The sequence below is a fragment of the Micromonospora sp. NPDC000089 genome (genome assembly GCF_042899365.1).
In the GTDB taxonomy this organism is placed as follows: domain Bacteria; phylum Actinomycetota; class Actinomycetes; order Mycobacteriales; family Micromonosporaceae; genus Micromonospora.
On the sequence record NZ_JBIAZT010000009.1, the window covers coordinates 1 to 19167 of the forward strand.

Annotated in this window: 16 protein-coding genes, 1 pseudogene and 1 riboswitch; of the genes and pseudogenes, 9 read left to right on the forward strand and 8 right to left on the reverse strand. The window is 73.8% G+C overall.

Features of this window, described 5'->3' with window-relative positions; translation table 11 throughout:
* The first annotated feature begins 869 nt into the window (after positions 1-869).
* Positions 870-2426 carry a DivIVA domain-containing protein gene (locus tag ACFY3U_RS17650; RefSeq protein WP_387202302.1) on the forward strand — a complete coding sequence of 519 codons (1557 nt, stop codon included), beginning with the start codon at positions 870-872 and terminating at the stop codon, positions 2424-2426.
* A 415-nt stretch (positions 2427-2841) separates the two neighbouring features.
* On the opposite strand, the gene ACFY3U_RS17655 is transcribed toward ACFY3U_RS17650, so the two are convergent.
* From ACFY3U_RS17655 to ACFY3U_RS17665, 3 genes and pseudogenes are all read right to left on the reverse strand, one after another.
* Positions 2842-3543: a DUF998 domain-containing protein gene (locus ACFY3U_RS17655; protein WP_387202305.1), complete on the reverse strand. Its 702-nt coding sequence runs from the start codon at positions 3541-3543 to the stop codon at positions 2842-2844.
* 32 nt (positions 3544-3575) lie between these two features.
* A complete protein-coding gene (locus ACFY3U_RS17660) occupies positions 3576-4520 on the reverse strand; it encodes a diacylglycerol/lipid kinase family protein (protein WP_387202307.1) in 945 nt (314 codons plus the stop codon).
* 111 nt (positions 4521-4631) lie between these two features.
* Positions 4632-4895 (reverse strand): annotated as a pseudogene (locus ACFY3U_RS17665) (HAD family hydrolase); the annotation flags it as partial.
* A 12-nt stretch (positions 4896-4907) separates the two neighbouring features.
* On the opposite strand from ACFY3U_RS17665, the gene ACFY3U_RS17670 reads away from it, so the two are divergent.
* The gene (locus ACFY3U_RS17670; protein WP_387202310.1) at positions 4908-5279 is read left to right on the forward strand and encodes a peptide deformylase; all 372 of its coding nucleotides are present in this window, start codon (positions 4908-4910) and stop codon (positions 5277-5279) included.
* On the opposite strand, the gene ACFY3U_RS17675 is transcribed toward ACFY3U_RS17670, so the two are convergent.
* Positions 5239-5589 (reverse strand): CU044_2847 family protein, encoded by a 351-nt coding sequence (locus ACFY3U_RS17675; protein ID WP_387202313.1) that lies wholly within the window; start codon positions 5587-5589, stop codon positions 5239-5241. The two genes, ACFY3U_RS17670 and ACFY3U_RS17675, sit on opposite strands and share 41 nt — an antisense overlap.
* A 210-nt stretch (positions 5590-5799) precedes the next feature.
* Here ACFY3U_RS17675 and ACFY3U_RS17680 point away from each other — a divergent pair, with 210 nt between their 5' ends.
* From ACFY3U_RS17680 to ACFY3U_RS17710, 7 genes are all read left to right on the forward strand, one after another.
* On the forward strand, positions 5800-6780 hold the full coding sequence (locus ACFY3U_RS17680; protein WP_387202316.1) for a multiprotein-bridging factor 1 family protein: 981 nt from the start codon (positions 5800-5802) through the stop codon (positions 6778-6780).
* 183 nt (positions 6781-6963) lie between these two features.
* Positions 6964-7893: a diacylglycerol/lipid kinase family protein gene (locus ACFY3U_RS17685; protein WP_387202319.1), complete on the forward strand. Its 930-nt coding sequence runs from the start codon at positions 6964-6966 to the stop codon at positions 7891-7893.
* A 429-nt stretch (positions 7894-8322) separates the two neighbouring features.
* Positions 8323-10374, forward strand: coding sequence for a M4 family metallopeptidase (locus ACFY3U_RS17690; protein WP_387202322.1), 2052 nt, complete (start codon positions 8323-8325; stop codon positions 10372-10374).
* 185 nt (positions 10375-10559) lie between these two features.
* A complete protein-coding gene (locus ACFY3U_RS17695; protein ID WP_387202325.1) occupies positions 10560-10985 on the forward strand; it encodes a molybdopterin-binding protein in 426 nt (141 codons plus the stop codon).
* Entirely contained in the window at positions 10982-11776 is a 795-nt protein-coding gene (gene modA, locus ACFY3U_RS17700; protein ID WP_387202328.1) for a molybdate ABC transporter substrate-binding protein, read from the forward strand. Before ACFY3U_RS17695 ends, modA begins: the two co-directional genes overlap by 4 nt.
* The gene (locus tag ACFY3U_RS17705) at positions 11773-12600 is read left to right on the forward strand and encodes an ABC transporter permease (protein ID WP_387202331.1); all 828 of its coding nucleotides are present in this window, start codon (positions 11773-11775) and stop codon (positions 12598-12600) included. Before modA ends, ACFY3U_RS17705 begins: the two co-directional genes overlap by 4 nt.
* Positions 12597-13673, forward strand: a complete 1077-nt coding sequence (locus ACFY3U_RS17710; protein ID WP_387202334.1) for an ABC transporter ATP-binding protein — start codon at positions 12597-12599, stop codon at positions 13671-13673. Before ACFY3U_RS17705 ends, ACFY3U_RS17710 begins: the two co-directional genes overlap by 4 nt.
* Positions 13674-13737: 64 nt before the next feature.
* Here ACFY3U_RS17710 and nhaA read toward each other — a convergent pair whose 3' ends face one another.
* The 4 genes from nhaA to htpG all read right to left on the reverse strand — a co-directional run bounded on the left by nhaA (position 13738) and on the right by htpG (position 19156).
* Positions 13738-15066, reverse strand: a complete 1329-nt coding sequence (gene nhaA / locus ACFY3U_RS17715) for a Na+/H+ antiporter NhaA (protein WP_387202337.1) — start codon at positions 15064-15066, stop codon at positions 13738-13740.
* A gap of 309 nt (positions 15067-15375) precedes the next feature.
* Positions 15376-16098 (reverse strand): transglycosylase family protein, encoded by a 723-nt coding sequence (locus ACFY3U_RS17720; RefSeq protein WP_387202340.1) that lies wholly within the window; start codon positions 16096-16098, stop codon positions 15376-15378.
* Positions 16098-16270, reverse strand: a riboswitch (cyclic di-AMP (ydaO/yuaA leader). (Overlaps the previous gene by 1 nt.)
* A 141-nt stretch (positions 16271-16411) precedes the next feature.
* Entirely contained in the window at positions 16412-17167 is a 756-nt protein-coding gene (locus ACFY3U_RS17725) for a hypothetical protein (protein ID WP_387202343.1), read from the reverse strand.
* Positions 17168-17254: 87 nt separating this feature from the next.
* Positions 17255-19156 carry a molecular chaperone HtpG gene (htpG, locus tag ACFY3U_RS17730; protein WP_387202346.1) on the reverse strand — a complete coding sequence of 634 codons (1902 nt, stop codon included), beginning with the start codon at positions 19154-19156 and terminating at the stop codon, positions 17255-17257.
* Between the last annotated feature and the right edge of the window lie 11 nt (positions 19157-19167).

Consider the following 19167-nt stretch of genomic DNA (forward strand, 5'->3'; position numbering starts at 1 on the left):
GCGCCGAGCACTTTTACTACGTTACCCGGCCGTTTTCCGAGTGTCAAACCGGCGTATCCCGATCCGTCACCCGTCAAACCAATTCCGGGCACCACGAAACAACCGGCTCGCGCCGAATGCTCGTGGAGGTTTTCGTCCGCAGGACGTCCGCTCGTCGCGCCCGTTTCCCTGCCGGTCGAACAGCTTACCCGGTCGGTTCCGCCCCGCCAAATCGGCCCGAGAGCCGCTCCGGAGGCACCGCCCGGTCCCGCGTCCGAGGAGCGGGAGCCGTCGCCCCGCTCGGCCTTGCGGGCTTCAGCCCGTTTCGTCCGTTCCGCGGTGGCAGAGAGAAAGTTACGCCCCCGCCGAATCCATCGTCAAATTCGGCGCGGGCGTCCCGCGTCACATCGTCCACCCGGGACGGTCGACGGCCCGGCCAGCCACCGCGTCCGCCGACCACCTCATCGCGGTCGGAACGGGCGCGCCGGGGCCCGGCCCTGCCAGCCGACGACCAGCGGCATGCGAGATGCGCGCTGCCCACTCGGACGGCGCCGTCTCGCAGCCCCCGGGAGTGAACGCGTCGGCGCGCGCTGGACCCGGGCGGGTGCGGCTGATGGGCCCGCACCACCAGGCTGTTCCGGGCGTACGACCGGGATCGGGGTGCCACGCAGCCGGGAACGTCCGCAGCTTCGCCTCTTCCGGGAAGAATCTCTGGCGGCTGAACTTCTCCGGCCCGTGGACTTCCGCAGGACGAGGACGGCCGCCAAGCTGCTCTGCGGCACCTGAACCGCCGACGGGGAACCGCCGCGGGGCGGGGTAACCTGACCCGCCAGCACGTCCCGGGTCGCGGTCGTACCGCGCCCGAGCGCCCAGGAGTACGGAGGATGGCCATGTCCACCGAGGAGCCGTTCGCCCCGCGCGACGACGCACCGTCCCGGCCGAGCTTCGAGCTCGCGCTGCGGGGCTACGACAAGCGGCAGGTGGACCGGTACGTCGACCAGCTCGACGCCCAGCTGAGCGGCGTCAGCGCCGACCGCGACCAGGCCACCAGCCGGGTGCACGGGCTGACCAGCCACATCCAGCGGCTGCAGGCGGAGCTGACCGAGCTGCGTCAGCGGCCGGTGCAGGTGGACCGGGCGTCGTTCCGGGATCTCGGGCCGATGGTCGACCAGATCCTCGCGTTGGCCGAGAAGCAGGCCGCCGCCATCACCGACGCGGCGACCCAGCAGGCCGACGAGCTGCGCGGCGAGGCGGAGAAGGCGCTGACCGAGGCGCGGGACCGCACCGCGCAGTCGCTGCGCGAGCTGGACGCGGAGCTGACCACCCGGACCGCCGAGCAGGAGCAGGCGTACGAGCAGCGGCGGGCCGCGGCGGAGGCGGAGCTGGCCGAGATCCGCGAGCGGGCCGAGAAGCTGCGCGCCGAGGGCGAGGCCGCGCACGAGCGCGCCCAGCAGGAGGCGAAGCGGATCGCCGAGCAGACCGCGAAGCAGATCACCCAGACCCGGGCGGCGTCCGAGGCGCTGACCCGGGCCGCCCGTACCCAGATCCAGCAGGAGATCCAGGCGGCCCGCGCGCAGAGCCAGCAGGAGCTCTCGCAGTGGCAGGCCACCATGGAGCGGGAGATCGCCGAGCGGCGGGTCGCCGCCGAGCAGGAGCTGACCGAGCAGCGGGAGGCCGCGGAGCGGGAGCTGACCAGCCAGCAGAGCGCGGCCGAGCAGCAGATGCAGGGGCTGATCGCCGAGGCCCAGCAGTACGCGACGGACGTCCGCCGGCGGGCGGACGAACAGGTCGCGGGGCACCAGGAGCAGCTCGCCACGCTGCAGCGCGAGATCGCCGAGCGGCAGCAGGCGCTGGCCGAGGTCAACGGGGAGCTGGAAACCGGCCGCGAGCAGCTCGCGGAGATCCAGCGGGAGGGCGACACCGCCGAACGGGACCTGCTCGGCGTGCGCCGGCACCTTGAGGAGGTGCGCCGCGAGTTGACCGCGGAGACCAGGCGACTGGACGAGGCCCGGCAGACCGCCGAGTCGGTGGAGCGGCACGCGAAGGACGTTCGGGCCCGGGTGCAGCGGGAGGCGAAGCGGGTGGCCGACCTGGCGGCGGCCGCGGTGATGGCGGCCGCGGCGGGTGGTGGCGAGACCGCCGAGTACCCGACGGTGGCGGTCCGCCCCGGCGCCGAGCCGGCCAACCCGGAGGACCGGACCGAGCCGGGCACGCAGTCCGGCCGCCCCGGGTCGGGCGCCGCGGAGGGCCGGGACGAGCCGGGCACGCAGCCCGGCCGTTCCGGTTCGGGCACCCTGGACGGCCGGGACGAGTCGGCGGCGTCGACCGCCCCGGCGCCGGTCGAGCCGGCCCGGAACGAGCCGCGCCGGCTCCCGGCGCCTCGCCCCGCCCCGGAGCCGTACGTGCCGGCGGCGGCGCACCGGCCGGAGGCGGTGTCGAGCAGCTGAGCCGCGGCGGAGCCGGTGTCGGCCGACCGGGGTGGAACGTCGTTGCCGCCGGCCACTGGTCGCGCCTAGCCTGAGGGCCGGCGATCCGACGTACCGAAGAAGGTGTCATTCGTGCCCGCGACAGCTGGGGCCGGTACGCCGCGCACTGGCTCAACCTGCGGCGCTGGCTGGACGCCAACCCCGGCGACGAGCTGGCCGGTGAGCTACGGGCGGAGCTGACCGACGACCCGGTGCGGCACGTTCGCCACCGGCGGGAGTACCTGGGCTGGGGCGTCTTCGCCCTGCTGCGGCGCTGATCGGGTGCCGGCGGCGCGGCCGCGGGTGCGCTACCGGCGTCGGCGGGGCCGACGGTGCCCGCCGTGCGGCGGGGTGCCGGGCCGGTCTCCGCGAGCGACGGCACGCCCGGTCGACTCACTCAGAGGGGTTGGCGGGGCCGCGGCCGCGCCGTGGTCGACGGCTGCGGCAGCGGGGTGTCGTCGGCGATGATGGCCGCGCCCTTGACCAGCCAGGCCATGCCGAAGGCGAGCACCGCGACCATCTCGCCCCAGAACACCGGCCGAACCGTCTCCCGCACCCCGACGGGGAGCAGCGAACTGGACGCGGTGGCCACGATGGCCGCGACGATCAGCCAGCCGCAGACCCGGTAGACACGGTTGCGGACCCCCTTGCGCGGGCCGAGGTCGTCGCCGGGCTCGGTGCGGGGGAACAGCAGCAGGCAGAAGCCGGCCAGGATCACGAAGAGCGCGGCGGCGCATACCTGGTGCACCCGCCCGACCAGCACGTCGGTGTGGTCGACCGTCGACGGGTCGGCGCCCGCGGTGGTGGGGCAGAGCGCCACCACGATGGCCAGCGTGCCGGCGAGGGAGCTCCACAGGTCGTCCAGGCGACGGTACCGGTAGCAGATGAGGAAGACGCCCATGGCGCAGAGGCTGCCGACGAACACGTCCCGCATGCCGGTGTGGTACGAGCCGCTGATCGACGTCAGCAGCGTGAACCGGCCGGCTAGCAGGGCGTTCCCGACGGTCACCACGAACGGCAGCGCGACGCCGACCACGCCGACGCCCCGGCGCAGCCGGCGGACGGTCAGCGCGTCCTGCGACACCGGGCCCGGATCCACCAGCTCAGTCGACGCCATCACCCCGGCCCGCGTCAACCCCGTTCGGTCACCTCCGGACAACAGACCGTGAGCGCGCCCGGCTCCACCCGCACCTTCAGCTTCGTCGCCGTGGTCCGTGCGCCGCCGTCCAGCTCGTACGTCTTCGGGGCGGCGAACCGGACGGTGACCCTGCGGCCCCGGGTGATCCGGACGAACGGTGAGTCCTCGGACCGGCCGGTGGCCATCCGGCCGAGGGTACGGGCCCAGTCGATCGCGCCGCTGGCGGTGGAGACGCCGATCTCCAGCGCCCCGTCGTCCGGCCGGGCGTCGTCGAACGCGGGAATGCCACCGGTGATCGTGCCGACGTTGCCGAACAGCACGCAGCTCGCGTCCCCGTCGAACCAGTCGGCGCCGTCCACCGTGATCCGGGTGCGGACGCACTCGCCGCGCACGTGCCGCAGCCCGGTCCAGACGTACGCGGCCCGGCCCAGTCGGCCCTTGAGCTTGCGGTCGGCCTCGCGGATCAGGTCCCCGTCGAAGCCCGCGCCGGCCATCACCGCGAAGTGCTCGCCGTTGATCCGGCCCAGGTCGAGCCGTCGACGCCGGCCGTGCAGGCCGATCCGGACGGCCTCGGCCAGGTCCCGCGGGATGCCCAGGTTGGTGGCGAACAGGTTCGCGGTGCCGGCGGGCAGGATGGCCATCGCCGCGTCCGAGCCGGCCATCGCGTCGGCGCAGCGCTGGACCATGCCGTCGCCGCCCCAGACGAAGACCAGGTCGGCGCCCTTCTTCAGCGCCTTGCGCGCCTTCGCGGGCGCCTTGCGGCTCTTCGGCACCTCGTACCACAGAGCGGGGTCGACCCCGGCGGCGACGAGCGTCGCGCGCAGCTCGTCGAGGCCCCCGCCGAGGATCTTCTTCCGGTGCGCGACGACCGCGACGGTCCCGACCGTCGGGGTGGTCGCGACGCGCTTGTCCGCTTCAGTGATCGTGCCGCCGCTCATGACCTCGGCTGGTACCCACACCGTGAGCTCCGCACGCCTGGCCGGTCACGGTAGACGCATTCGCAGCATCGGCACCGTCAGATCGTCGAGGCCGCTCGTCGAGGGATCGCCGACGGCGACGACCGGGCAGCCGGCGGCCACCGCGCTGGCCAACCCGGTGGGCGAGTCCTCGACCGCCACGCAGCGGCCCGGCGGCAGGCCCAGCGACCGGGCGGCCAGCAGGTACGGGTCAGGCGCGGGCTTGGTGCGCCGGACGTCGTCGCCGCAGACCACGACGTCGAAGCGCGGCCGGTCGGGCAGGGCCGCCACGACGTCGCGTCCGCTGGAGGTGACCAGGCCGACCGGTACCCCCGCGGCGCGCAGCTCGTCGACGAGGTGCGCGGATCGGTGGACTACCTCGAGCTGGTCAACCCCACGGTGACCGCCCACACCGAGGAGTCGAGCGAGGACTACGAGGGCTGCCTGAGCTTCTTCGACGCACGGGGGATCGTCTCGCGACCGTACGGGCTACGGGTGCGCTACCTGACCGCCGAGGGCGACGAGCGGACGGCGGAGCTGACCGGCGGGCTCGCCCGGAGCGTGGCGCACGAGATCGACCACCTCAACGGCAAGATCTACACCGACGTGGACCGGATGCCGGCGGGCGAGGAACCGATCGACGTCGGACGGTACCGGCTGCTGCGCGAGGAGTTCACTCCGCCTGCGCCGCCGCAGCGGCTCACCTGGCGGCGCCCGACGACCGGTCCCGCCGCCAGGTGAGGTTGACCGTGAAGGTCGCCTCGGCGGTGCCCTTGGTGAAGACCAGCCCGGTCTCACCACCCACCGTGAGCCCGAGCTCGACCCCGATCTCGTCAGGGGCGGCGACGGCGGTTCGCAGCTTCTCGACCAGCACGCGCAGGGCGGGCAGCACGCGCTCCAGCGACGAGGTCAGCGCGCGGGCCGCCCGTGGCGCCTGGTCGTCCCCGGCTGCCACCAACTCCAGGCCCGACAGGTCGCGGCGCTCGACGTACACCTCGATGAACTCGTCGCCGTCCTCGGACACCGGCACCTTGACGAGGATCGGACTCATGCCACCTCCCTGTGCTCCCGGACGGGCGCCGATAGGCGGTACGGAGATCACTGTCTAACAGCCGGGCCGCCGGCAGGGAAGATGAGCGCCACGGTCATCTGCCTCACTCACGCGCCGGGCTGACCGATGTGCCGAAAGGCCGGCGTGGTGACGGCTGGCGCACCGGGCCCGGGTGGGCCAGACTTGAGGTCCGACACCGAGGACGGGGGCATGAGCGGCTCCACACAGGACGATGCGGCGGCGGAGTTCGTGCGGGAACTTGCCCACTGGCGCCACCAGCGAGGACTGTCCAAGAAGGAGCTGGCCGAGCGGACCGGCTTCGACCCGTCCTACGTCAGCCACATCGAGAACGGCCGGCACCAGCCCACCGAGGAGTTCGCCCGCCGGGTCGAGGTGGTGCTCGACAGCGGCAACCGGATCTGGCAGCGCTACGTGGTCTTCGCCGGCACCCGGGGTCAGGGCGGGCGGTTCGCCGGCCTGGGCCCGACCGCCGTGCCGCCGCCGGCCGGCTCGCACCTGGTGATCGAGGACGAGCAGGCCAGCCTCGCGCTGGTCGACGGCTGGTACGAGGGCCGCTTCCGCCGGGTGCTGCACAGCGTGGGCACCGAGCCGATCACCCGGCACCTGGTGCAGATCGACATCGACCGGTTCCCGGAGGACCCGGCCCGGTCGGCGGCCTTCCACGGCCGCCACCCGCTGACCCTGGACGAGGTCGGCTTCCGGGCGACCCTCGGCGACCCGGCGGAGCCGCTGCGTTGGCGGGTGACCCGGCAGCGGGACGCGTTCGTCAAGATCGCGCTGCTGTTCGAGTCGGGGGGCACGCCGTTGCCGCTCTATCCCGGGCAGCGCACCGTGCTGGACTACGCGTACCGGGTGCCGGGGTGGAAGTTCGGCGACTGGCTGCAGCGAGACATCCGGCTGCCCACCCGGCGGCTGACCATCGGGCTCGCCTTTCCCGCCGGCACCCGGCCGACCGTGTGGGGCCAGGAGACCTCGTTCACCGCCGAGAGCACCGCCGAGGTGACCCCGCAGCGGCGGGAGCACGAGGGGGTGGTGGCGTACGAGTGGGTGGTGCCCCGACCCCGGCTGCGCGCGCAGTACCGACTGAACTGGCGCTACGGCGACGCCCGGGCGGCGCGCGGCGACGCCGACGGGGTGACCCCGCCGCGGGCCCGCCCGACCGCCTGCTGAGCGCGACCGAGCGCCGCGGCGCACCCTCCGGCCGACCGCGACCCCGGGTGCCGCACCCCCATCACGCCCCGGCCGGCCGCGACTCGGGCGCCGCGTCGCACCGTCGGTGCCGACCGGGGTCCGGCGCGCGGGCCGAGTGGCGGCCGGCCTGGGTGCGGCACGGCCGGCGATAGGGTCGCGGGCATGCGGAGCAAGCAGGAGCTGACCGAGGCCGTCCGGCGAAACCGGCGCGCGGCGCTGGTGGTCAACGCGCACTCCCGGCGTGGCCGGCAGCGCTACCAGCACGTCCGGGCGCGGCTGTTGGCAGCGGGCTTCGACCTGCTGGCCAGCTACCCGGTCGACCGTCCGGGCGAGCTGGAGCGGGCGCTCGCCGACGCGGTCGAACTCGGGCCGGACCTGCTGGTCACCGGCGGCGGGGACGGCACGGTCAGCGCGGCCGCCCGGCTGCTCGCCCACCAGGACGTCGCTCTCGGGCTGCTGCCGCTGGGCACCACCAACAACTTCGCCCGCACCGTCGGCGTCCCGCTGGACGTGCCCGGCGCGGTGGCGGTGCTGACCGACGGCAAGGTGGTCGACGTCGACCTGGGCAGCGCCGGCAGCATGCGCTTCGCCAACCACGTCGGGGTGGGTCTGTCGGCGGACATCATGCGCCGCACCCCGCCGCGGCTCAAGCGGGTCACCGGGCGGTTGGCGTACCCGGCGACGGCGCTGGCGCTGCTGGCCCGGCACCGGCCGTTGCGGTTCTCGCTGACCGTCGACGGCGCCGGCCACGAGCTGGCCAGCCACCAGCTGTACGTGGCCAACGGCGGCTTCCACGCCGGCCGGCCGATCACCGCGGACGCCGACGCCGACGACCGGCTGCTGGTCGCGTACCCGGTGGGTGGGCCGGCCCGGCACGACCTGCTGCGGCACGCGGCCCGCAACGCGGCCACCGGCGGCAGCCGGACGCTGGACCAGCGGCCCTTCCTGGTCGGCCGGGAGGTGTGGGTGGAGACCGACCGACCGGCCCGGGTCGAGGTGGACGGCGAGCTGTGCGGGTCGACCCCGCTGCGGATCGGCCTGGAGGCGAACGCGTTGCGGGTGATGGCCCCGGCGCACACCGAGGACCGCTGACCGGCGAACCCGGTCGGCGCAGGCCCGGGCACCGCGGAACCCCGACGCTCGGGCGTCGCGCACGGTGGGAGAGCGTCATTGCGCAGCCGGCGCATCTTCCGGCGAAAAAGATCAAGTCGGGCACCCTACCGACCGGTAGGGGCCGCGTTCGCCCTGTTCAGGCGGGACATCGGGGGGCCGTTCACCCGCTTGAAACAACCGGCCGGGCGATGCACCGTCGGTTGCCCCAGTCAACCCATTGATATCGATGTCTCGGCGTGTGATTGTGCCTCCAGCACGTCGCCAACCCCCGGCGACGCGCGACGGAAGGTCAGCCTCCCGGGCCCGCCGGCAGCCCGGTGACCAGCCGTCGCGGCATGCCTCAAACGCAGCACCCGGCGCGCGTCCCCACAGGGAATCGCGACGCCGTCCGAGAACAGGAGCGCCCTTGTGAAGCTCTCACCCCGCCTCGTCGCGCTCTCCGGCGCGGCCGCGGCCGGTCTGCTCGCCGCGGGTACCGCCGTGGCCGTCCAGGCCGCGCCGCCGAGCCCCGCACCGGACCTGGCACAGGCCCGCGTCACCGCCGCCAACTCGGCGAGCGCGCTGGTCGCCAGCCGACCCTCCTACCTGCACGCCAGCGCGGGCGACGCGTTCGTGCAGAAGCCCGTCATCTCCTCCGCGGGCACCCAGTACGTGCCGTACGAGCGCACGTACAAGGGACTGCCCGTCACCGGTGGCGACTTCGTCCTCGCCACCAAGCCCAGCGGCGAGGTCGTCTACGCCTCCGTCGCCCAGCAGCGGCCGATCGGTGAGCTCGCCACCTCGCCGAAGCTGACCAAGGCCGCCGCCGACAAGATCTCCCGCGCCAAGCTCAAGACGGTCAGCGCCGTCGAGGGCAGCAAGCTGGTCGTCTACACCCTCGGCGCCGCGCCGGCGCTGGCCTGGGAGACCACCGTCCGGGGCACCGCCCCCGACGGCGGCCCGAGCCGGCTCACCGTCGACGTGGACGCCGCCACCGGCAAGGTGCTCGGCTCCCGCGAGCACGTGGTGCGCGGCACCGGCAACGGCGCCTGGAACGGCCCGGTCACCCTCAACACCTCGCTGTCGGGCAGCACGTACTCGATGAAGGACCCGAGCAAGCCGACCCTGGTCTGCCAGGACGCGGCCACCAACACCACCTTCACCGGCCCCGACGACGTCTGGGGCAACAGCAACGCCACCAGCCGCGAGACCGGCTGCGTCGACGCGCTGTTCAGCGCGCAGACCGAGGACAAGATGCTGGCCAACTGGCTGGGCCGCAACGGCGCCAACGGCAGCGGTGGCTACTGGCCGATCCGGGTGGGTCTGAACGACCAGAACGCCTACTACGACGGCACCCAGGTGCAGATCGGCAAGAACACCGCCGGTCAGTGGATCAGCTCGCTCGACGTGGTGGCGCACGAGATCGGCCACGGCATCGACGACAACACCCCCGGTGGCATCTCGGGCAACGGCACCCAGGAGTTCGTGGCGGACACCTTCGGTGCGGCGACCGAGTGGTACGCCAACGAGCCGTCCACCTACGACGCTCCCGACTTCCTGGTCGGCGAGAAGATCAACCTGGTCGGCTCCGGCCCGATCCGCAACATGTACAACCCGTCGGCCCTGGGCGACGCGAACTGCTACTCCAGCAGCATCCCGAGCACCGAGGTGCACGCGGCGGCCGGCCCCGGCAACCACTGGTTCTACCTGCTGGCCAACGGCAACAACCCGACCAACGGGCAGCCGACCAGCCCGACCTGCAACAGCAGCAACGTGACCGGCGTGGGCATCCAGAACGCCATCAAGATCATGTACAACGCGATGCTGCTGAAGACGTCGTCCTCGTCGTACCTCAAGTACCGCACCTGGACGCTGCAGGCGGCCAAGAACCTCTTCCCGAGCAGCTGCACCGAGTTCAACTCGGTCAAGGCGGCCTGGGACGCGGTCAGCGTGCCGGCGCAGAGCGGTGACCCGACCTGCACCGGCGGCACCCCGACGCCGACCCCGACCACCACCACCCCGGCGCCGGGTGGCTGCTCCGGCCAGAAGCTGCTCAACCCCGGCTTCGAGTCCGGCGCGGTCAACTGGTCCGCCAGCTCGGGCGTGATCACCAACTCGACCAGCCAGGCCGCGCACGGCGGCTCGTACAAGGCGTGGCTGGACGGTTACGGCACCACCCACACCGACACCCTGTCGCAGTCGGTGAGCATCCCGGCCGGTTGCACGGCCACGCTCTCCTTCTACCTGCACATCGACACGTCGGAGTCGGGCAGCACGGCGTACGACAAGCTGACCGTCAAGGCCGGCGCCACCACCCTGGCGACGTACTCGAACGTCAACGCCGCCACGGGCTACGTGCTGAAGTCGTTCAACATCTCCTCGCTGGCCGGCACCACCGCCACCATCTCGTTCAGCGGGGCGGAGGACAGCTCGCTGCAGACGTCGTTCGTGGTGGACGACACCGCGGTCACCCTGAGCTGACCCGTACCGCACCGGCAACGGCCGGTCGTCGCGCACCGCGACGACCGGCCGTTCGCCGTCCACCCCGGGGCCCGTCGGGCGCCGGCTCCCAGCCGCACCTGCGGCCGTTTCCCCGCCACCATCCTCTGATACGCGGGCAGCCTCCCGCCTTTCGCCACGCACCTGCGAGCGGCTAGCCTGACCCGGTGACCGTGTTCCGGATCAGCGAGGCGGCCGAGCTGCTCGGGGTCAGCACCGACACCGTGCGCCGCTGGATCGACGCCGGCCGGCTGCCCGCCGGCCGGGACGAGCACGGCCACCGGCTGGTCGACGGCGCCGAGCTGGCCGGCTTCGTCCGCGCCCAGGCCGCCGCGCCCGACGGCGGCGCAGAGTTCAGCTCGGCCCGCAACCGGCTGCGTGGCATCGTCACCGCCGTCGTGCGGGACACGGTGATGGCGCAGGTCGACATCCAGGCCGGCCCGTACCGGATCGTCTCGCTGATGAGCCGGGAGGCCGTCGACGAGCTGGACCTGCGGGTCGGCTCGGTGGCGGTCGCCGTGATCAAGTCGACCACCGTGGTGGTGGAACGGTCCGGCCCGATCGCCGGCGCCAGGGGAAGGACCAGCTCATGAGGACACTCCGGATCCGGGCCGGCCTGGTCGCGCTGACCACCCTGGCCGTGCTGGGTGGCGTCGCGTCCTGCGGCGCCGACGACCCGGCCCCCTCCGACGCCGGCGTCACCGGCCCGGTGACCGTGTTCGCGGCGGCCTCGCTGACCGAGTCGTTCACCACGCTGGGCCGGCAGTTCGAGGCCGTCCACCCGGGCACCACCGTCACGTTCAACTTCGCTGGCAGCTCGGCGCTGGCCGCCCAGGTCACCCAGGGCGCCCCGGCCGACGTGTTCGCCTCGGCGGCCCCGAAGAACATGGCCGCCGTGGTGGACGCCGGCGACGCCGACGGCTCCCCCACCGTCTTCGTCCGCAACCAGCTGGTCATCGCCGTGCCCGCGGGCAACCCGAGGAAGGTCACCGGGCTGGCCGACCTGGCCCGGCCGGGGGTGAAGGTGGCGCTCTGCGCCGAGCAGGTGCCCTGCGGCGCGGCGGCGGCGAAGGCCCTCGGCGCGGCGAAGGTGGCGCTCACCCCGGTGACGCTGGAGCAGGACGTCAAGGGCGCCCTGTCCAAGGTGAAGCTCGGCGAGGTCGATGCCGCGCTGGTCTACCGCACCGACGCCCGGGCCGCCGCCGGCGCCGTCGACGGCGTCGAGTTCCCGCAGGCCGCCTCCGCCACGAACGACTACCCGATCGTCGCGTTGCGGCACGCCCCCAACCCGGCCGGCGCGCGGGCGTTCGTGGCGTACGTGCTGTCCGCGCCGGGTCGGGCCGTGCTCACCGCGGCCGGGTTCCAGCCGCCGTCCGGGTCGTGACGGCCCGCTCCGGCACCGCGCCGGTCGGGCGTACCCGCTCCCCCGGTCGGCGGGTTCCCGTGGCGTTGCTCGTTCCGGCCCTGCTCGGGGTGCTGTTCCTGGTTCTGCCGCTGGCCGGGCTGCTGGTGCGCACCCCGTGGGCGTCGCTGGCGCAGCGGCTGGCCGCACCGGGCGTGCTCACCGCGCTGCGACTGTCCCTGCAGTGCGCCACCCTGGCCACCCTGGTCTGCCTCGCGCTCGGCGTACCGCTGGCCTGGCTGCTGGCCCGGGTGGAGTTCCCCGGCCGGCGGGTGGTCCGGGCGCTGGTCACCGTGCCGCTGGTGCTGCCGCCGGTGGTCGGCGGCGTGGCGCTGCTGCTGGTCTTCGGCCGGCGCGGGCTGCTCGGCGGCTGGCTGGCGGACACCTTCGGGGTGACGCTGCCGTTCAGCACCACCGGGGTGGTGCTCGCCGAGGCGTTCGTGGCCATGCCGTTCCTGATCATCGCGGTGGAGGGGGCGCTGCGCGGCGCCGACAGCCGGTACGAGGAGGCCGCCGCCACCCTCGGGGCCGGCCGCTGGACCACCTTCACCCACGTCACGCTGCCGCTGGTCGCCCCCGGGGTGGCCGCCGGGGCGGTGCTCTGCTGGGCCCGGGCGCTGGGCGAGTTCGGCGCCACCATCACCTTCGCCGGCAACTTTCCCGGCCGCACCCAGACCATGCCACTCGCGGTCTACCTGGCCCTGGAGACCGACCTGGACGCCGCCATCGTGCTCAGCCTGATCCTGCTCACCGCCTCGGTGGCGATCCTGGCCGGGTTGCACGACCGCTGGCTCACCGGCCCGTGACCGGCCCGCTGCTCGACGCCGACCTGGGGGTGCAGCGGGGCGGGTTCCGGCTGGACGCCCGGGTCACCGTGGCCGCCGGTGAGGTGGTGGCGCTGCTCGGCCCGAACGGCGCCGGCAAGACCACCGCGCTGCGCGCGCTGGCCGGCCTGCAACCGCTCACCGCCGGGCACGTCCGCCTCGCCGGCGTCGACCTCGACCGACCGGCGGCCCGGGCCTGGGTGCCGCCGGAGCGGCGCCAGATCGGCGTGGTGTTCCAGGACTACCTGCTCTTTCCGCACCTCACCGCGCGGGACAACGTGGCGTTCGGGCCGCGCCGGCAGGGGCTGGACCGGCGGGCCGCCCGGGACCGGGCCGCCGGCTGGCTGGACCGGGTGGGCCTGTCCGGGTACGCCGGGCACCGGCCCCGGCAGCTCTCCGGCGGGCAGGCGCAGCGGGTCGCGCTGGCCCGGGCGCTCGCCGTCGACCCGGCCCTGCTGCTGCTGGACGAGCCGCTCGCCGCGCTGGACGCCCGGACCCGGCTGGACACCCGCGCCGAGCTGCACCGGCACCTGGCCGACCACGCGGGCGCCGCGCTGCTGGTCACCCACGACCCGCTGGACGCGCTGGCGCTGGCCGACCGGCTGGTCATCGTGGAGGACGGCCGGGTGGTGCAGGAGGGCGACGCGGCGGAGGTGACCGCCCGGCCACGCACCGACTACGTGGCCCGGCTGGTCGGGCTCAACCTCTACCGGGGCCGGGCCGAGGGTCGGCTGGTGCGGCTGGCGGGCGGCTTCGCCATCGCCACCGCCGACCCGTTGACCGGGGACGCCTTCGTGGTGTTCCCGCCCGCCGCGGTCGCCCTGCACCCGCACCGCCCCGACGGCAGCCCCCGCAACGCCTGGCCGGCCACTGTCGCCGGGGTCCAGCGGCACGGCGACAACGTGCGGGTCCAGCTCGGCGGCGACCTGCCCGCCGCGGCTGACGTCACCCCGGCGGCCGCAGCCCAGCTGCGGCTGGCCCCCGGGCAGCGGGTGTGGGCGGCGGTCAAGGCGGCGGAGACCCGCGCCTACCCGGCCGCGCCGCCCCCGCCCTGACGGCTCACGCCCGACCTGGCCCGCCGCCCGCACGCTGGCCTGGCGCGCCGCCCGAACCCCTTGTTCAGCGGTCGGCGGACTGGCCGGGGGGCGTCTCGTAGACGTCGGGGACGCCGTCCTGGTTCAGGTCGACCGACTCGGCCTCGCAGACCCGCCGGTACACCCGGGTCCGGGCCCGCAGCACGACGGTGGCCAGCAGCGCGGACAGCAGCGAACCGGCCAGCACCGCCACCTTGACGTGGTCGTCGCGCGCGCTGCCCAGCCCGAAGGCCAACTCGCCGATCAGCAGCGAGACGGTGAACCCGATGCCGCCGAGCAACGCCAGCCCGAGCACGTCCAGCCAGTTCAGGCCCTCGTCCAGGTCAGCCCGGGTGAACCGGGAGACCAGCCAGGTGGCGAGCAGGATGCCGACCGGCTTGCCGACGATCAGGCCGACCAGGATGCCCAGCGCCACCCGGTCGGTCAGCGCGGTGGCGAGCCCGGCCAGGCCACCGACGGTCACCCCGGCGGACAGGAAGGCGAAGACCGGCACCGCGACCCCGGCCGAGAGCGGCCGGAACCGGTGCTCGAAGTGCTCGGCCAGGCCCGGGCCGGCGTCCGGCCCGCCGGCGGCCTCGCTGCGGATCACCGGCACGGTGAACGCCAGCAGGACGCCGGCCACGGTGGCGTGCACCCCGGAGGCGTGCACCAGCGCCCAGGTGACCCCGGCCAGCGGCAGCAGCAGCCACCACGAGCGGACCCGCCGCTGCACCAGCCAGCCGAAGATCGCCAGTGGCACCAGCGCGCCGACCAGTGGCCCGACCGACAGGCTGGAGGTGTAGAAGGCGGCGATGATCATGATGGCCAGCAGGTCGTCTACCACGGCCAGGGTGAGCAGGAAGGTCCGCAGCGCCGAGGGCAGGAACCGCCCGATCACCGCCAGCACGGCCAGCGCGAAGGCGATGTCGGTGGCGGTCGGGATCGCCCACCCCCGCGCGGCCCCGCCGCCGGCGCCGGCCGCGATCAGGGTGAACAGCACCGCCGGTACGACCACCCCGCCGATCGCGGCCGCCACCGGCACCGCCGCGCGACGCGGATCGCGCAGGTCCCCGGCGACGAACTCCCGCTTGAGCTCCAGCCCGGCGACGAAGAAGAAGATCGCCAGCAGGCCGTCGGCGGCCCAGGTCGCCAGGGTGAGGTCCAGGTGCAGCGCCGAGGGGCCCACCCGCAGGTCCCGTACCGACTGGTAACCGCCGGACCAGGGGGAATTCGACCAGATAAGGGCGAGCAGCGCCCCGGCCAGCAGCAGCGCCCCGCCGACGGTCTCCTTGCGCAGGATGGCGGAGATGCGGCTGGTCTCGCCCCAGGAGCGGCGGGCGAACAGGCTGGTACGGCGCCGGTCGGCGTCGGTCACGGAAACTCCTCGTCGGCAGGGGTCGCGTCATCCATCGCCGACCAGACTTCCCGGCACACCAGGGCCAACCCTATCCGCCGTCACGCCGACCACATCGACCTTCGTACGACCGACGGCCTGCCCCTGGTCCCGCAGTACCCCGCGCCGGCCCGGCGGAACCCTCCCCGGCGCTCACCGACCCGCCGCCACCTGCCGGATTCTGGCGGCCCCTCCGACGGGGCGACGCCCGGCCGGTGGACCGGCCGGGCGTCGCCGTGGTGCGCCCTCGGGGAGAGGGTGGTGCGGCCCTCGGGGAGAGGGTGTGGTGCGTCAGACGCTGAGCCGCTGACCCGGGAAGATCAGGCCCGGGTCGGCGCCGACGATGCGCTTGTTGCGCTCGTACAGCGCCTGCCAGCCGCCCGCGACGTTCTTCGCGTCGGCGATCTCCGACAGGGTGTCGCCGGTGCGGACCAGGTAGTCGCCGCTGGCCGCCGGGGCGGCGGGCCGCTCGCTTCGGCTCGACTTCGTGGAAACGCGCTCGGCCTTCTCCGTGCGCGCGGACCGCTCGGACCTGTGCGTCCGCTCCGACCGCTGCGCCCGCTCCGACTTCTGCGAGCGCTCCGACTTCTCCGAACGCTCGGACTTCTGCGCGGACTTCTCCGAGCCGGACGAGTAGCTCTTGGTCGAGCCACCCTTCTTGCCACACACCGGCCAGGCGCCGATGCCCTGACCGTCGAGCACCTTCTCGGCGATCGCGATCTGCTCGCCCCGGCTGGCCAGGTCGGCGCGGGCGGCGTACTTCTTGCCGCCGTAGCCGGCCCAGGTGCCCGAGGTGAACTGCAGGCCGCCGTAGAAGCCGTTGCCGGTGTTGATGTGCCAGTTTCCGCCGGACTCGCACTGGGCGATCGCGTCCCAGTTGACGCTGGCGGCGCTCGCCGGAGCGGCCGGCGCGAGCACCGCGGCGACCCCGGTGGCCGCGCCGACGGCGAGCGTACCGACGGCGACGCGGCGCGAGCTGACCCGTCGGTGACGGGCGATGTATCGAGTTGCCATCTGTGATCCCTCCACGCCGACGAGGTGAGCTGTCGGGTTCGGGCCGAGGAGCCCGGCCGCCACTGGCGGCTTCACCCCGAGGTGACGTGCACCGAGGAACGTTGGGTCCCCCGCTCCATGCCCATGGGACAAGGTCCAGCGGCCGGCGGCATGGATTAGGCGTTACCGACCGTGGTGTCCGCGATGGCGGACCGGATCGACGTTAGGAGCCGTTTCTGCACTTTGCCCACCTCTTGTGAAGTTCTTCACCCGGTCAGGCGACGACCGGACGCCCCGAGTTGCGGACCGTCCACAGGAGCGGAGAATGCCCGCCTCAATGCGGAGAACGCTGCCCCTGACCGCTCGCGGCCGTCTCCGCCGAGCAGCTCAACTCTCCCGGTTGGAGCTGCACGGCGCTCGGCCGCCACACCTCGACCCGGTCACCCACCACTCTGGCCAGCAGGCAGGAGCCGCGCCGGTCGGCGCGCAGGGCGAGGCCGATGTGGCCGTCGAGCGTGGCCACGTCCCGGCGTACCCGGGGGTCCAATCGCATCCGGTCGAGCAGGGCGCCCACCGACGCCTCGGTGGCGGCGGAACCGGTCGGCAGCTCGCGGCGCAGCCGCTCGTCGACGCCGGCCGGCAGGGTGGCCGCGGGGCGCGGGGTGACCGGGGCGCCGGCCGGACACTCCACCTCGGTCACCGGATCGACGGCGTCGCTCCGGTAGCGGAGCCGATGACAGAGCGCGACCTCGGCGTGGCCGTCGTCGGCGCCGTCCCAGGTTTTCGTGGTCGCCTCGCCGTGCGTGCGCACCACCAGGGACACGCCGTCGCCCGCACCCCGGGTGGTGCCGTCGAGCGCCACCAGCTCGACCTGGTCCCGCCCCGCGACGAGCCGGCCGAACTCGTCGGCCTGCCACGGACGGTCCCGGTCGATAGCGGCGGTCAGCTCGTCCAGCCGGTCGCGTGCCTGCTGCCGGGCCAACCGCTCCGCGTCGCCCGGCGCCGCCTCATGGACCGCACATCCGGACAGCAACAGCCCCGACGCCAACAGCGCACCGACGATCGCCCGCCGTGCCGCACTCCCCCGCATGACCGCATTCTGCCGGTCGTACGCCGGTCGCACCGCCCCGCACGGCCGCGGGACCCCGTCATCCGGCCGGGGCCCCGCGGCGCGCGGTCAGAGTGTCCGGGCGAGACGGTCGGCGAGCACCCGGGCGAACCGAGCGGGGTCGGGCAGGTCGCCGCCCTCGGCGAGCAGCGCCATGCCGTACAGCAGCTCGGCGGTCTCGGTCATCGCCGGGGCGTCGTCGCCGCGCTGCTGCGCGTCGCGCAGCCCGGTTACCAGCGGGTGCGTCGGGTTCAGCTCGAGGATCCGCTTGACCGGCGGGAGCTCCTGGCCCATCGCGCGGTACATCTTCTCCAGCGTCGGGGTGAGGTCGTGCGCGTCACCCACGATGCAGGCCGGCGAGGTGGTCAGCCGGGACGACAGCCGGACCTCCCGGACGGTGTCGGCGAGCGCCTCGCGGAGGAAGGCGAGCAGACCGGCGTACTCCTGGGTGCGCTGCTCCCGCTCCGCCTCGGCCTCGGTGCGCTCCTGCTCGGTGTCCAGGTCGACCTGGCCCTTGGCGATCGACCGCAGCGGACGGCCGTCGAACTCACCGACCCGCTCCACCCAGACCTCGTCGACCGGGTCGGTGAGCAGCAGCACCTCGTACCCCTTGGCCCGGAACGCCTCCAGGTGCGGGGAGTTCTCCAGGGTGGCCCGGGTCTCGCCGGTGGCGTAGTAGATCTCGGTCTGCCCGTCCTTCATCCGGGTCACGTAGTCGGCGAGGCTGGTCAGCTCGTCCGCGTCCTGAGTGGACGCCACGGCGACGACGTCGAGGATGGCCGCGGTGTTGTCCGGGTCCTCCAGCAGGCCCTCCTTGAGCACCCGGCCGAACTCCGACCAGAAGGTGCGGTACCGCTCGGCGTCGGTGGCGCGCAGCTCCTTGACCGTGGTCAGCACCTTGCGGACCAGCCGGCGGCGGACCACCTGGATCTGCCGGTCCTGCTGGAGGATCTCCCGGGAGATGTTCAGCGACAGGTCGTGCGCGTCCACCACGCCCTTGACGAAGCGCAGGTAGTTCGGCATCAGGGCGGCGCAGTCGTCCATCACGAAGACGCGCTTGACGTAGAGCTGCACGCCGCGTCGGCCGTCGGCCTGGTAGAGGTCGAAGGGGGCGTGCGACGGGATGAACAGCAGCGCCTCGTACTCGAAGACGCCCTCGCCCCGCATGTGGATGGTCTCCAGCGGGTCGGTCCAGTCGTGCGCGACGTGCCGGTAGAAGTCGCGGTACTCCTCCTGCGCCACCTCGTCGCGGGGCCGGGCCCAGAGCGCCTTCATCGAGTTGAGCGTCTCGACCGTCGGCTCGGCGCCGTCCGCGCCCGGGACGGTGGTCCGGATCGGCCAGGCGATGAAGTCGGAGTACCGCTTGACGATCTCGCGGATCTTCGCCCGGTCGGTGTAGTCGAAGAGGTTGTCCTCGTCGTCGGCGGGCTTCAGGTGCACGGTGACCGCGGTGCCCTGCGGGGCGTCGTCGACGGTCTCGATCACGTAGGTGCCCTCGCCGGTGGACTCCCAGCGGGTGCCCTCGGCCTGGCCGGCGCGGCGGGTCAGCAGGGTGACCCGGTCGGCCACCATGAACGTCGAGTAGAAGCCCACGCCGAACTGGCCGATCAGGTCCTGGCTGGCCGCCTCCTTCGACTCCTTGAGCCGGCGCAGCAGCTCGGCGGTGCCGGAGCGGGCGATGGTGCCGATCAGCGAGACCACGTCCTCGCGGGACATGCCGATGCCGTTGTCCCGCACGGTGAGCGTGCGCGCCTCGGGGTCGACGTCCAGCTCGATGTGCAGGTCCGTGGTGTCGGCGTCCAGCTCCTTGTCGACCAGCGACTCCAGCCGCAGCTTGTCCAGCGCGTCGGAGGCGTTGGAGATCAGCTCGCGGAGGAAGACGTCCTTGTGCGAGTAGATGGAGTGCACCATCAGCCGCAGCAGCTGACGGGTCTCCGCCTGGAACTCCAATGTCTCGGTCCGACCGCTCACACCGACCTCCT

Coding starts and splice junctions, on each gene's coding strand:
- ACFY3U_RS17650 (WP_387202302.1), top strand. CDS start 870: ATGTCCACCGAGGAGCCGTTCGCCCCGCGCGACGACGCACCGTCCCGG.
- ACFY3U_RS17660 (WP_387202307.1), bottom strand. CDS start 4,520: ATGAGCGGCGGCACGATCACTGAAGCGGACAAGCGCGTCGCGACCACC.
- ACFY3U_RS17675 (WP_387202313.1), bottom strand. CDS start 5,589: ATGAGTCCGATCCTCGTCAAGGTGCCGGTGTCCGAGGACGGCGACGAG.
- ACFY3U_RS17680 (WP_387202316.1), top strand. CDS start 5,800: ATGAGCGGCTCCACACAGGACGATGCGGCGGCGGAGTTCGTGCGGGAA.
- ACFY3U_RS17685 (WP_387202319.1), top strand. CDS start 6,964: ATGCGGAGCAAGCAGGAGCTGACCGAGGCCGTCCGGCGAAACCGGCGC.
- modA (WP_387202328.1), top strand. CDS start 10,982: ATGAGGACACTCCGGATCCGGGCCGGCCTGGTCGCGCTGACCACCCTG.
- ACFY3U_RS17720 (WP_387202340.1), bottom strand. CDS start 16,098: ATGGCAACTCGATACATCGCCCGTCACCGACGGGTCAGCTCGCGCCGC.
- ACFY3U_RS17725 (WP_387202343.1), bottom strand. CDS start 17,167: ATGCGGGGGAGTGCGGCACGGCGGGCGATCGTCGGTGCGCTGTTGGCG.